Origin of the sequence: Lutibacter sp., from assembly GCF_041555395.1 — a bacterium.
In the GTDB taxonomy this organism is placed as follows: Bacteria; Bacteroidota; Bacteroidia; order Flavobacteriales; family Flavobacteriaceae; genus Lutibacter.
Map to the genome: position 1 here is coordinate 1 of NZ_JBFFKM010000061.1, position 12088 is coordinate 12088.

The 12088-nt window shown below is 37.1% G+C and carries 12 protein-coding genes; 8 read left to right on the forward strand and 4 right to left on the reverse strand.

Annotated elements, in window-relative coordinates; genetic code table 11:
* Nucleotides 1-57 precede the first annotated feature (57 nt).
* The 3 genes from ABY285_RS10860 to ABY285_RS10870 all read left to right on the forward strand — a co-directional run bounded on the left by ABY285_RS10860 (nucleotide 58) and on the right by ABY285_RS10870 (nucleotide 2959).
* The gene (locus ABY285_RS10860) at nucleotides 58-1290 is read left to right on the forward strand and encodes an exo-beta-N-acetylmuramidase NamZ domain-containing protein (RefSeq protein WP_372769949.1); all 1233 of its coding nucleotides are present in this window, start codon (nucleotides 58-60) and stop codon (nucleotides 1288-1290) included.
* A gap of 917 nt (nucleotides 1291-2207) precedes the next feature.
* Entirely contained in the window at nucleotides 2208-2705 is a 498-nt protein-coding gene (locus ABY285_RS10865) for a CAP domain-containing protein (RefSeq protein ID WP_372769951.1), read from the forward strand.
* 65 nt (nucleotides 2706-2770) lie between these two features.
* Nucleotides 2771-2959, forward strand: a complete 189-nt coding sequence (locus ABY285_RS10870; RefSeq protein ID WP_372769952.1) for a hypothetical protein — start codon at nucleotides 2771-2773, stop codon at nucleotides 2957-2959.
* Between the two features lie 472 nt (nucleotides 2960-3431).
* Here the strand turns inward: ABY285_RS10870 and ABY285_RS10875 are convergent, their stop codons facing one another.
* Nucleotides 3432-3929, reverse strand: a complete 498-nt coding sequence (locus ABY285_RS10875; protein ID WP_372769954.1) for a YkgJ family cysteine cluster protein — start codon at nucleotides 3927-3929, stop codon at nucleotides 3432-3434.
* A gap of 84 nt (nucleotides 3930-4013) precedes the next feature.
* Between ABY285_RS10875 and argS the strand changes: the two genes are divergently transcribed.
* The 4 genes from argS (at nucleotide 4014) to ABY285_RS10895 (ending at nucleotide 8335) form a co-directional block, all read left to right on the forward strand.
* Nucleotides 4014-5783 (forward strand): arginine--tRNA ligase, encoded by a 1770-nt coding sequence (argS, locus tag ABY285_RS10880; protein ID WP_372769956.1) that lies wholly within the window; start codon nucleotides 4014-4016, stop codon nucleotides 5781-5783.
* 135 nt (nucleotides 5784-5918) lie between these two features.
* Nucleotides 5919-7307 carry a dihydrolipoyl dehydrogenase gene (gene lpdA / locus ABY285_RS10885; protein ID WP_372769958.1) on the forward strand — a complete coding sequence of 463 codons (1389 nt, stop codon included), beginning with the start codon at nucleotides 5919-5921 and terminating at the stop codon, nucleotides 7305-7307.
* Nucleotides 7308-7455: 148 nt separating this feature from the next.
* Nucleotides 7456-7881 (forward strand): hypothetical protein, encoded by a 426-nt coding sequence (locus ABY285_RS10890; RefSeq protein WP_372769960.1) that lies wholly within the window; start codon nucleotides 7456-7458, stop codon nucleotides 7879-7881.
* Nucleotides 7882-7900: 19 nt separating this feature from the next.
* Nucleotides 7901-8335 (forward strand): hypothetical protein, encoded by a 435-nt coding sequence (locus tag ABY285_RS10895; RefSeq protein WP_372769962.1) that lies wholly within the window; start codon nucleotides 7901-7903, stop codon nucleotides 8333-8335.
* On the opposite strand, the gene bshC is transcribed toward ABY285_RS10895, so the two are convergent.
* From bshC to ABY285_RS10910, 3 genes are all read right to left on the reverse strand, one after another.
* Complete coding sequence (bshC, locus tag ABY285_RS10900; RefSeq protein ID WP_372769964.1) at nucleotides 8319-9914, reverse strand: bacillithiol biosynthesis cysteine-adding enzyme BshC; 1596 nt, start codon at nucleotides 9912-9914, stop codon at nucleotides 8319-8321. The two genes, ABY285_RS10895 and bshC, sit on opposite strands and share 17 nt — an antisense overlap.
* 6 nt (nucleotides 9915-9920) lie before the next feature.
* Nucleotides 9921-10583 (reverse strand): methyltransferase domain-containing protein, encoded by a 663-nt coding sequence (locus ABY285_RS10905; RefSeq protein WP_372769966.1) that lies wholly within the window; start codon nucleotides 10581-10583, stop codon nucleotides 9921-9923.
* A 74-nt stretch (nucleotides 10584-10657) separates the two neighbouring features.
* Nucleotides 10658-11029, reverse strand: a complete 372-nt coding sequence (locus ABY285_RS10910) for a hypothetical protein (protein WP_372769968.1) — start codon at nucleotides 11027-11029, stop codon at nucleotides 10658-10660.
* A 51-nt stretch (nucleotides 11030-11080) separates the two neighbouring features.
* On the opposite strand from ABY285_RS10910, the gene ABY285_RS10915 reads away from it, so the two are divergent.
* A partial coding sequence (locus ABY285_RS10915) for a M14 metallopeptidase family protein (protein WP_372769970.1) occupies nucleotides 11081-12088 on the forward strand: 1008 nt, incomplete at its 3' end.

The following is a 12088-nucleotide window of genomic DNA, read 5'->3' on the forward strand; positions in this document are numbered from 1 at the left end:
ATTGCTTTGCGGCAATAATTCGTTTTGCAATAAATAACTCGTAATTCAAATTGATCTATGATTTCTAAACGGTTCAAAAATACATATTTCTTCCCGGTTTTTCTGATGTTTTTTTGTTTGATTTCCTGTTCCGCAAAAAACCAGATGTCCGTTATCAATCAGAAGGCAGACAGCATTACCTCTTCCCTATCGAATGAAATTGTGGCTGGCGCGAACAATTTAGAGGCCTATTTACCATTATTAAAAGGTAAAACCATTGCAATCGTAGCCAATCAGACCAGTGTTATTTTCAAAAAGAATGGTTATACCCATTTGGTGGATTCCCTGCTTGCTTTGGACATGAACATCATAAAAGTATTTTCTCCCGAGCATGGATTTCGGGGCGATGTGGATGCCGGCGAAACGGTGACAGATGGCTTTGATGCAAAAACAGGGTTGCCCATTGTATCCCTTTACGGCAAAAACAAAAAACCGACCGATATACAATTAATAGGAATAGACATTGTTGTTTTTGACATTCAGGATGTCGGGGTTCGATTTTACACCTATATATCTACCCTGCATTATGTCATGGAAGCCTGCGCGGAAAATGGCATTCCGCTGATTGTGCTGGACCGGCCGAATCCGAACGGCCATTATATTGACGGGCCAACACTGGAAACGGAACATACCAGTTTTGTGGGCATGCATCCGGTTCCATTGGTTTATGGGATGAGCATTGGCGAATATGCACAAATGATTAACGGCGAACATTGGCTTAAAAATAAGGTTACTTGTGCATTGAAGGTGATTCCTTTAAAGAACTATATGCACCAAAGTGACTACCACCTTCTTATTAAACCTTCACCCAACCTGCCAAACGACAAAGCAATCAATTTATATCCGAGTCTGGGTTTTTTTGAAGGCACCATCATCAATGCCGGAAGGGGAACCGAAAATCAGTTTCAGCAATACGGTGCCCCGTTTTTTCCGAAAACCAGGTTTACTTATACGCCACAGCCCAATGCTGGTGCGAAATTTCCAAAACACCTGGGCAAGCTTTGTTACGGCATCAATTTAAAAAATACAGAAAAATTAAGTACCGTTCACATTGCATGGCTTCTTGATGCCTATGCAAAAACGCCCAAAACAGAAGCCTTTTTCGGACCGACCTTTACGGCTCATGCCGGAACCCCTGAACTGGAAGCCCAAATTAAAAATGGCCAGACTGCCAAAGAGATTCATGATTCGTGGCAGCCTAAAATTGAAGCGTTTAAAAAGATCCGAAAAAAATATTTGTTGTATGAGTAGGGTTGTTGGGTGGATGATGAGGGAGAAGGGATGGAATGTATATATTGTAATCAAAACTATTTTCTTTCTTTAGGGTTGATGTAAAAGAAAAAAAAGATAAGCTTAAGCAGTTATATAACTTTTAATATAAAATAAGTGTCGGGAAGCCTAATTTACCTTTCTTTTACTTTTTTCCATCGCTGAAAAAAGTAACAAAAAAATCTAGTCTGATGATCTTTTTCTGTAAAATTGATTGAAAATTTTTAATCCTCAGCATCCAGACCGCTTTGGGTGTTTTAAGTTCTTCGCTTTTAGCTCAGTTGAGCGTTTATCATAAGCTCTTTGGATTGCACTTTCAGCCAACGCTAAAAATTTCAATATTTTACAACGAAAAAAATCATAGGACAGTTTTCTTTGTTTTATTTTAAGGAAGATGATTCAACACCTCATAATCAACAAAAATCAGAAATTTAATTATGATTTAAGGGCAGTTCTAAATCGCGTTTTCATGAACTTAATGGCTTTTTACGCTTTTTTTTGCTTTTTCAGACTCCAAACAGCGCCTTAAAAAGGATCATTTTGACGTTTATTTTACTTTTTTTGTCTGATTTTAACAACAAATGGTAATTTTTTAACAACAAATGGATAAAATTTTCACGATCAAAAACCCATTAAAATAAGACAAAATGACATATTTTATAAACAAACGGTATGTTTTTAACAACAAATGGTAAATTTTTTATGTTTTTTATTTGGATTATCATTTTTTATTTCTACATTTACAGTGTAATAAAAATTTATAACCAGTAAATTTTAAAAGCAATTAAAAACCAAAACCCCGAAAGATAAATTATAACAAAAAGTATTAACCCCAAAACCAAAAAAAATAAATCAACCCCAATACGCTTAAAAATACCCTAACCCTAACCCCAAAAAAAATGAAAACCTTTGCCCCAAAATTATTCGCATTACTTTTTTTATCTACCATTTTATTTTCCTGCGCTAAAGAAGAAGACGGAGTTTACTTCAACAGTGAAGTTGTTAGCGCTAAGGTTGTTTATTCCCCTATGGAATCAGAAATTATCAGTCTGGTAAACGCGCACAGAACAAGCTTAGGCTTGAATGCATTAAGTACGTTAAACTTAGTTTCAGGCGTGGCAGACGGTCACACTAATTATATGATTGGTGCTGGTATAATAAGTCACGATAATTTTGCAGAAAGAGCCCAAACCTTAATGTCTGAAGCAGGTGCAAAAACTGTTGGCGAAAATGTTGGCTACGGCTACAGTACCGCTGCAGGTGTTGTAAATGCCTGGATTGCGAGTGACGGACACCGAAAAATTATGGAAAATCCTGACTATACCCACTTCGGTATCTCAACGGATTCAAATGCAGAAAACAGAAATTACTTTACCAATATTTTCATAAAAAAGTAATTTAAAAATATAAACAATCCCCACACTAAACGGAAGTTAATTTTTTAATCTCTAAATTAAATCAAATGAAAGTAACCTCTTTAAAACAAACAGACAGAGCCCCTTATTTAAAAGTAGTGAACAACAGTATGGGCAAAAAGATCAATTCCAGTGAAAAAATTAACAGGATTTACATCAACACTTTAATGCCTTGTTTCAATTATGTTAACCAGGCGGGAGAAGTTGTGAGCCCGGAAAAATGTATTTTACTTTAGTATTTTAACCTAAATAAGCGCGTTGTCCCCACAACGGTTTGGTTGTCCCCACAACGGTTTTATTATTAAAAGAACAAAAAATTCAGTTAAATTTAAATAAATAAGTTGTCCCCACAACGGTTTTATAATCAAGAAATTAAAATTTAAAATTCCCTTTTTAGTACACACATAAAAATTGTTGTTGAACAACAGTTTCAAAATTTAGATTTAGGAGATCCTTAGGATCCAAAACCCATCAAAGCACCGCATTTTTAGCGCTGTCTTAAAAAACTGGGGAGCCTACTAAGATACCGATTGTAAGGGGTTACAAGCGATATTACTGGCTTCCCTTTCTTCATTTAAAGGGCCCCTAGAATTGTTAAGTGTAAAGGAGAAAGTGAGAAGTGTGCTTCGCTTTGCTCAGAGTGAACAGAAAAGATAACCGTTAATAGACAGCAGTTCACTGTTCAAAATTTCATAATTAAACAGCCTTTTAAAGCGGTAATTTCCTTTTCAATTCTTCAACAATATTGTAGACGGCCGGACAAACCTCTGTATTTTTTAAGGTTAAACTGGTGAGTTGGATAAATTTTCGACGGTTGGTATGCGGATATTCATTGCAGGCTTTTGGGCGAACATCATAAATGGTACACATGTTATCATTTAAATCCAGAAATGAACAAGGCGCTGTTATTAACACGTAAAAATCGTCTTTATCACGTTCTAAATACTGGGAGATAAACATCGCTTCTTTTATTCGTAAATACTTGGAAATACGCGAAATATCCTTCTCCGTAAAAATAGGACTTGTTGTTTTACAGCAATTCCCGCAGGTTAAGCAATCTGTTTTTTTAAACTCTTTGTTGTGCAGTTCCTGCATCACCACATCCAGGTTTTTAGGCGTGCGCTTTTTCATCTTTTCAAAATACTTTTTGGTCTCCAGGTATTTTTCTTTCGCTAAACCGGGTAATTCTTTTAAAAACGCTTCCATTGATTTAATTTATTGGCAAAAATACAATTTAAACTTTTAAAAATTATCGTACTTTTGCTCCTTAACAGATTTCAGCAAAAAAAGATGCAAAACAGTTTAGAGAAAGCCATTAAAAAAGGGTTCAAAGAAATTTATGATGTCGCTGTGGATTCCGTCGAATTTCAGGCAACCAATAAAGATTTTGAAGGTGATATTACCGTTGTTGTTTTTGCATTTTTACGTTATATTAAAGGAAATCCTGTTGAAATTGGCACAAAAATAGGCGCCTATCTAAAAGAAAACGTACCTGAAGTAAAAGATTTCAATGTGGTGAAAGGCTTTTTGAATCTGGTGATTTCGGATGATTTCTTTTTAGCTTCCTTCAAGGAAATTTATGCCACCCAAAACTACGGATTTGTATCACCCAATCCGGCCGAAAAAGCCGTGATGGTTGAATATTCTTCGCCAAACACGAATAAACCGCTTCATTTAGGGCATATCCGAAATAATTTATTGGGATATTCAGTGGCCGAAATTATAAAAGCTTCAGGTAAAAAAGTATACAAAACACAAATCATCAACGACCGTGGCATTCATATTTGTAAAAGTATGCTGGCATGGCAACGTTTTGGAAATGGAGAAACGCCGGAAAGCACCGGTTTAAAAGGTGACAAACTGGTAGGAAACTACTATGTGGCCTTCGATAAAGCCTATAAAGAAGAAATTGCCCAATTAATTTCAACAGGAAAAACGGAAGAAGAAGCCAAAAAACAGGCGCCTATTTTGTTGGAAGCACAAGAAATGCTACTTAAATGGGAAGCCGGAGATGCAGAAGTCGTTTCGCTTTGGAAAACCATGAACTCATGGGTTTATGAGGGCTTCAACAAAACATATGAGACATTGGGTGTTGATTTTGATAAAAATTATTACGAAAGTACCACCTATTTATTAGGAAAAGACGTCGTAACGGACGGACTCAAAAAGGATGTTTTCTATAAAAAAGAAGACGGCTCGGTATGGATTGATTTAACCGCCGACGGCCTGGATGAAAAAATTGTTTTGCGATCAGACGGCACTGCGGTGTATATGACACAAGATATAGGAACCGCTATAGAACGTTTTAAAGATTTTGATTTAAGCGAACTGGTATATACTGTTGGAAATGAACAGGATTACCATTTTAAAGTACTGTTCCTGATTCTTGAAAAACTGGGTTTTGAATGGGCAAAAAACTTACACCATTTGTCGTATGGCATGGTGGATTTGCCAAGCGGAAAAATGAAATCACGCGAAGGAACCGTTGTGGATGCCGATGATTTAATGGTTGAAATGGTGGACACCGCAAGAAATATTTCACAGGAATTGGGAAAACTGGAAGGTTATTCCAGTACCGAGAAAGCAGAATTATACAAAATCATTGGTTTGGGAGCGCTGAAATATTATATTTTAAAAGTTGATCCCAAAAAACGAATTTTATTCGATCCGGAAGAATCTGTCGATTTTAACGGAAACACTGGTCCGTTTATACAATACACCTATGCACGAATTCAATCCATTATCAGAAAAGCCGATTTTGATTTTTCAGGAGAAATATCAACCGTTACTTTGCATGAAAAAGAACGTCAATTGATTAAACAAATTCAGCAGTTTCCTGAAATCATTCAGAATGCGGCAAAAAACCATAGTCCGGCCCTACTCGCAAATTACACTTACGATTTGGTAAAGGAATACAATTCGTTGTACCAAAGTTTGCCTATTTTAGGCTCTGAAAATGAAAATGAAAAAATATTAAGGACACAGCTTTCAGCAAAAGTCGGGGAAATTATCAAATCCGCGTTTAAGTTATTGGGGATTGCCGTTCCTGAACGGATGTAGCCCCTAACCACCAAAGAGCCCCCTAACCCCCAAAGGGGGAATTAATGTTGGAAACTTTGAAAGTTTAAAGTTGAGAATAAAGAATTGAGAGAAAAGATTAAACAGTTACACAAATAAACGAATAAACGAATAGATATGAAATACGACATCATTATTTTAGGAAGTGGTCCGGGAGGCTACGTTACGGCAATCAGAGCATCACAACTTGGTTTTAAAGTTGCTATTATAGAAAAAGAAAATTTAGGCGGCATTTGTTTAAACTGGGGATGTATACCAACCAAAGCTTTGTTAAAAAGCGCCCAGGTTTATGAGTATTTAAAACATGTGGAGGAGTACGGCCTAAAAGCCGAGTCCATCGACAAAGATTTTGTCGCAGTGATTAAACGCAGCAGAAATGTGGCTGACGGCATGAGCAAAGGCGTTCAGTTTTTGATGAAAAAAAATAAAATTGACGTTATTGATGGTTTTGGAAAATTAAAAACAGGCAAAAAACTGGATGTGACCGATTCCGAAGGAAAAGTGACCGAGTACAGCGCAGACCATATCATTATTGCCACAGGTGCACGTTCCCGTGAATTGCCAAGCTTACCGCAAGACGGAAAAAAAGTGATTGGCTATCGCGAAGCCATGACCTTGCCTGCGCAACCTAAAAAAATGATTGTGGTAGGTTCAGGCGCTATTGGCGTTGAGTTTGCCCATTTTTATCATGCCATGGGCACGGAAGTGACCATCGTAGAATTTTTACCAAACTTAGTACCCTTGGAAGATATCGACGTTTCAAAACAATTTGAACGTTCCTTTAAAAAATCGGGTATTAAAGTCATGACCAGTTCATCTGTTGAATCTGTGGATACTTCAGGAGATGGCGTTAAAGCCGTGGTTAAAACCAAAAAAGGCGAAGAAATATTAGAAGCTGACATTGTACTTTCAGCCGTAGGCATTAAATCGAATATAGAAAATATCGGATTGGAAGAAGTTGGTATTGTAACCGACCGGGATAAAATAATTGTAAATGATTTTTACCAAACCAACATTCCGGGCTATTACGCCATTGGCGATGTTGTTCCGGGTCCTGCCCTGGCTCATGTTGCTTCTGCGGAAGGCATTACCTGTGTAGAGAAAATTGCAGGTTTGCACACCGAAGCTATAGATTACGGAAACATTCCAGGCTGTACCTATGCAACGCCTGAAATTGCCAGCGTTGGATTTACAGAAGCACAGGCATTGGAAAAAGGCTATGAATTGAAAATTGGAAAATTTCCTTTTTCAGCCTCAGGAAAAGCAAAAGCCGCCGGAACGCCTGACGGGTTCGTAAAAGTAATTTTCGATGCAAAATACGGCGAATGGTTAGGCTGCCATATGATTGGCGCCGGCGTTACCGATATGATTGCCGAAGCTGTTTTGGGAAGAAAATTAGAAACTACAGGGCACGAGGTTTTAAAAACCATTCATCCGCACCCAACCATGAGTGAGGCGGTTATGGAAGCTGTTGCTGATGCTTACGGTGAAGTGATTCACTTGTAGGGTTGGTTGATGCTTGTTGGTTGGTTGTTAGTTATTTGGTTAAACAGTTAAACGATTAAACGGTTAAACGGTTATTGGCTCATTTCATTTTCCTTTAAATTTTATTATATTTGCTGGAATCGTCAATTATTTAGAAATATTAATTACTATGAAAGTATTAAAACTCATTTTATTTTTTATTTTGGCTATTTCTATTTCCTGTAAGGAAGAAAAACCAAAACCAAGCATTGAAAAAAGCGCTATTTCAAAGAATGTCAAGCATTATATTTGTACCAATAAGTGCGAAAACAGCGGCAGCGATGTGCAAGGCGTATGTCCGACCTGTGAAAAACCTTACATTCACAATCAAGCCTTTCACAATGATGATTTGATGAAAAACGGACCGTTGAATGTTCCTAAATACAACGGAACTCCGGCAAAAAACGCGCCATCACAGCCCTCTCCGGCACAAAATGCCACAGGAATTTACCATTACACTTGTAACAATGGCCACCCCGGAGGCTCGGGTACCGCATCAAATTGTGTTACCTGCGGAGCCCTTTTGACACATAACCAGGCTTATCATACTAATTAATAAATCGAAAAAATACACTATGGCATTTTCATTCTCAAACCTCTTCAAGCCTCAAAAAGTTCAAAATATTCCAGACCTCATTTCTGAAATTGATTTTAAAGGCGGAACAAAATATGGTAAAAACAGCACCAATACTGTGTATTTGGATATTGAAGAATTGGGTGGATTTCCTTTTATTAAAACGATTATCATCGGTGATTTTTCAACAAAAATAAAACGCAAAGGATGCACGCTTACTTTTATTTTTGAAAATGATTCCTTAATACTGAGTTCGGACAATACGGATGTTGAATTCAATCAAATAAAAAACACGATAGCCTATTATTCTGAAATTGATTTTGAATTGACCGAAGAAGAAGCAGAAAAAATAAGAAATGAAAAGGTTGTTGAACTGCAATATACTTTTAAAGATAAAGTTCTTGCCTTTGACCCAATTCCTACTCAAATTCAATAACCGTAAATTCAAATTTCAGCGGATCTGTGCTTTTTAGCAACAGGGGGATTAAATTTTCTCCCAATGCAAGATAAAACTCAGCAAAATTTTGGCTGCGTTCCTGCAGACTTTGGTTTGGAAACAACTCATTTTGCAAGTCCGAGATTCGTTGCGACACCTCCGAAAATTTTCGCTTTTGGGCTTTTAGCAACCGTTTTTCAAGATGATCCAACCCGTTTAACTGTTTTTTCTCCTGCGCATTTACCGCACCCAAAAAAGTAAGGTCTGTTCTCTTAGCGAGCTCTTTTAAATCGATAAATTGTTGTTTCAGGTGTTCTTTTTGTTTAGAAAAATCAATTTTCACTTCAGAAAGTTCTTTAACAGCATCTGCAATCAACGATTCCTGTTTTTTGAAAATTTCAGGGACCGAAATATTTAATTTATTCAGTTTGACTATCTGTTTTTTCGTGGCCAGCAACACGGAATTTCGCAACACCAAAATTGGAAATGTTATATTTACCGCTTTGAATCCATTTTTTAGCTGAAACCAATACGCCAGCTCCCCGCCTCCACCAATATACGCAAGGTTCGGCAACACAATTTCCTGGTAAAGCGGTCGTAAAATTACATTTGGACTGAACCGTTCAGGATGTTCCCGTACTTCTTTCAAAATTTCATCTTCCGAAAAAGTAAGATCGGTATTGTTGACTATAAAAATATTATTTTCAACTATAATGCGCTCTCTAACAGCTCCTTTTAGATAAAACAAGTTAATTTCCCTTGGATTTACCTGAATATTATAATCAGCTCCCAATCTTTTATTTGTTTCAGAAACCTGCTTAAAAGAAGTGTTCTGAAGCAATTCCTCTTTCACAAAGGGCGCCAATTGTTTCTTCAACAGCGCGTCATCTCCATCAATAATCACCAATCCGTATTCACCGAAAAGTTCATTGACCAAATAGCGCATGGCATCCGTCAGGTAGTCGTTTTTTAAATAGGCATTTTTGAACAGCTCCCGCAACGTATCGGCATTGTGGGAAGGTCCCAAAAGCGATGAAAATTCCTTATAAACCGCATCAAATCCATCATTTTTTAATCGGCCCACTGCGCCGCTGCTTTCCCTGTTCCAGCTTACTTTAGTATTGTTAACCTTGAAATACTGTATTTCCTCAAAATCGTGGTCCTCAGTTGCCATCCAGTAAACCGGCACAAAATTTTGCTTCGGAAATTCTTTTTTCAACTTAGCGGCCAAATTAATTGCCGTCACAATTTTATACAAAAAGTATAAGGGTCCGGTAAAAATATTCAATTGATGTCCGGTAGTGACCGTAAACGTGTTTTCATCCAACAGTCCCTCAATATTTTGGTCGGTCTTTTCTGAAACTGAAGTATTTTTATATTGCTGTTTCAACGCATCGTACAGCAATTGCCTCGACCCCGCAGAAAATGTAGTTTTTTTAGATTCAATCTGATTTTTAAACCCCTCCAAATCAGGAAAATTTCCATAAAAATCAGCCAGCTCCTGATTTTTATCCAGGTAATCACAAATCATTTTTGAAAAATAGCCTGTCGCTTTAAAAGGGATATGATGTACGTTCATTTAGGATTACGATTTTCTTTGAAATAAGGTATACACATATGCTCGTGTATTTCCAGAAGGTTGAATGTAGGTGTAATCAAATGATTTCAATAATTCAAAATCGGTTCCCAAACGTTCCTGAAGCATTTCTTCATTATAGTTGAAAACATCGAGTCCGCTGCATTTTTTGGCGCCTTCCAAATTAAACTCCGCCAAAATTACATATCCTTTTGGTTTTACCGCTTTTTTTAGCAGGTCGAAATAGGCTTTTTGTTGATTTTGTTCCGTAAAAAAATGCAACACCGCCCTGTCATGCCATAAATCGATATTTTTTAATTTCAGTAACTCGGAAGGATTCGTCAAATCGTCAACCAGAAATTGAATATGTGCATTTTTGTAGGGAGGTAAATGGTTTTCCAATTCCTTTAAAGCAGCTGATGAAATATCGTTCACCACAATATTCACATAGCCTTTTGCCAATAATTCCCCTATTAAAGTAGTTGCACCGGCACCGGCATTAAAAATTAAAGCTTCTTTTGGCAAGTTACAGTCCTCAATCAATTGGAGTGAAGGCAACGGATTTTCCTCATACCAGCCTAAATTGGTTATGGGTGATTTTTCATAGGCATTGTCCCAATGTTTTTCAAAATCGTAGGCGATTTTTTCGTTTTCGTTGATCTTTTCATCCATTTTTAAAGTATCTAATATTTTATAAATATAAACATTTCAGTTTGTTTGTTGGAACAATGTAAAAACATCTAACACTACTTTAACAAAATCCGTTTAATTTTTACTAAATCACAATACCAAAAGCGGGTATCCCAGGAATTAGCAGTGTCAGCTTTATAGGTTTTTAACACTTTCTCTCCAATACTGAATATTATTGGATAGGTAAAAATTGGCCCATCATAAACAAAGGTATGAAATTCTCCATTTTCACCGCAAACATCAACTCCACAAGGCAAGTCATTTATAAAATTTTCATCCAACATTCTTCCCACAAAGCTTTCATCTAAAACCGATGCACTCACACTAACGACTATTGCCTTAAATCCCAAAGAAAAAAATTCCTGAATTAATTTCTTTTGTGTCTTTTTTCCATAAGGGGAACTACCTATAGCATGTTCATTTAGCAAGCTTACAATTACATTTATTTAACTACATTTGGGTTTTAAAATTAAAAATAAATGAAAAACCTGCTCCTTTTATTTATTGCAATTGCTGCAATATCCTTTACAACAAACGCACAAACCCTTAAATCGCCCGCCGAATTTTTGGGTTATGAACTTGGTTCACAGTACACAAGACATCATAAAGTGGTTGATTACTTTATGTATGTAAGTCAAAATTCCAAAAATGTCCAACTTGAAAAATATGGCGAGACAAATGAGCAAAGACCTTTGTACGTTTCATTTATTTCTTCAGAAGAAAACATCAAAAATATTGAAGCTATACGAGAAGACAATTTAAAAAGAGCAGGGATTTTAAAAGGAAATCCGACTTCGGAAGTCGCTCTGGTATGGCTGAGTTACAATGTCCATGGCAATGAAACATCAAGTTCAGAAGCTGCCATGCAAACCTTGTTTGAACTGGTGACCTCAAAACAAGATTGGCTTAAAAACACTTTGATCATTATTGACCCCTGTGTAAACCCGGATGGCCGTGACCGGTATGTAAACTGGTACAATCAAACCAAAAGCACCCCATACAATCCAAATCCGGAAACTAGCGAACATAACGAACCATGGCCGGGAGGCAGGCCAAACCATTATTTATTCGATTTAAACAGGGATTGGGCCTGGGCAACACAAATTGAAACGCAACAACGTTTAAAAATATACAATAAATGGATGCCTCAGGTACATGTTGACTTTCACGAGCAAGGCATTAACAGCCCCTATTATTTTGCGCCTGCCGCAGAACCATTTCATGAAGTTATCACCGACTGGCAACGTGATTTTCAAACACAAATAGGAAAAAACAATGCCCGTTATTTTGACAAAGAAGGGTGGGCTTATTTCACAAAAGAACGCTTTGATTTGTTATATCCAAGTTATGGCGATACCTATCCGACCTTTATGGGGGCCATTGGAATGACTTATGAACAAGCAGGTGGAGGAAGCGGCGCCTTGGGCGTTACCATTGAGAATGAAACCGTTCTAACCTTAACTGACCGGGTAGCGCACCATTTTACC

What these genes read in the sequence shown, in the direction of transcription:
- ABY285_RS10860 (WP_372769949.1), top strand. Translation starts at nt 58, where the DNA reads ATGATTTCTAAACGGTTCAAAAATACATATTTCTTCCCGGTTTTTCTG.
- ABY285_RS10875 (WP_372769954.1), bottom strand. Translation starts at nt 3,929, where the DNA reads ATGGAAGCGTTTTTAAAAGAATTACCCGGTTTAGCGAAAGAAAAATAC.
- ABY285_RS10895 (WP_372769962.1), top strand. Translation starts at nt 7,901, where the DNA reads ATGGCATTTTCATTCTCAAACCTCTTCAAGCCTCAAAAAGTTCAAAAT.
- ABY285_RS10865 (WP_372769951.1), top strand. Translation starts at nt 2,208, where the DNA reads ATGAAAACCTTTGCCCCAAAATTATTCGCATTACTTTTTTTATCTACC.
- ABY285_RS10870 (WP_372769952.1), top strand. Translation starts at nt 2,771, where the DNA reads ATGAAAGTAACCTCTTTAAAACAAACAGACAGAGCCCCTTATTTAAAA.
- argS (WP_372769956.1), top strand. Translation starts at nt 4,014, where the DNA reads ATGCAAAACAGTTTAGAGAAAGCCATTAAAAAAGGGTTCAAAGAAATT.
- ABY285_RS10905 (WP_372769966.1), bottom strand. Translation starts at nt 10,583, where the DNA reads ATGGATGAAAAGATCAACGAAAACGAAAAAATCGCCTACGATTTTGAA.
- lpdA (WP_372769958.1), top strand. Translation starts at nt 5,919, where the DNA reads ATGAAATACGACATCATTATTTTAGGAAGTGGTCCGGGAGGCTACGTT.
- bshC (WP_372769964.1), bottom strand. Translation starts at nt 9,914, where the DNA reads ATGAACGTACATCATATCCCTTTTAAAGCGACAGGCTATTTTTCAAAA.
- ABY285_RS10890 (WP_372769960.1), top strand. Translation starts at nt 7,456, where the DNA reads ATGAAAGTATTAAAACTCATTTTATTTTTTATTTTGGCTATTTCTATT.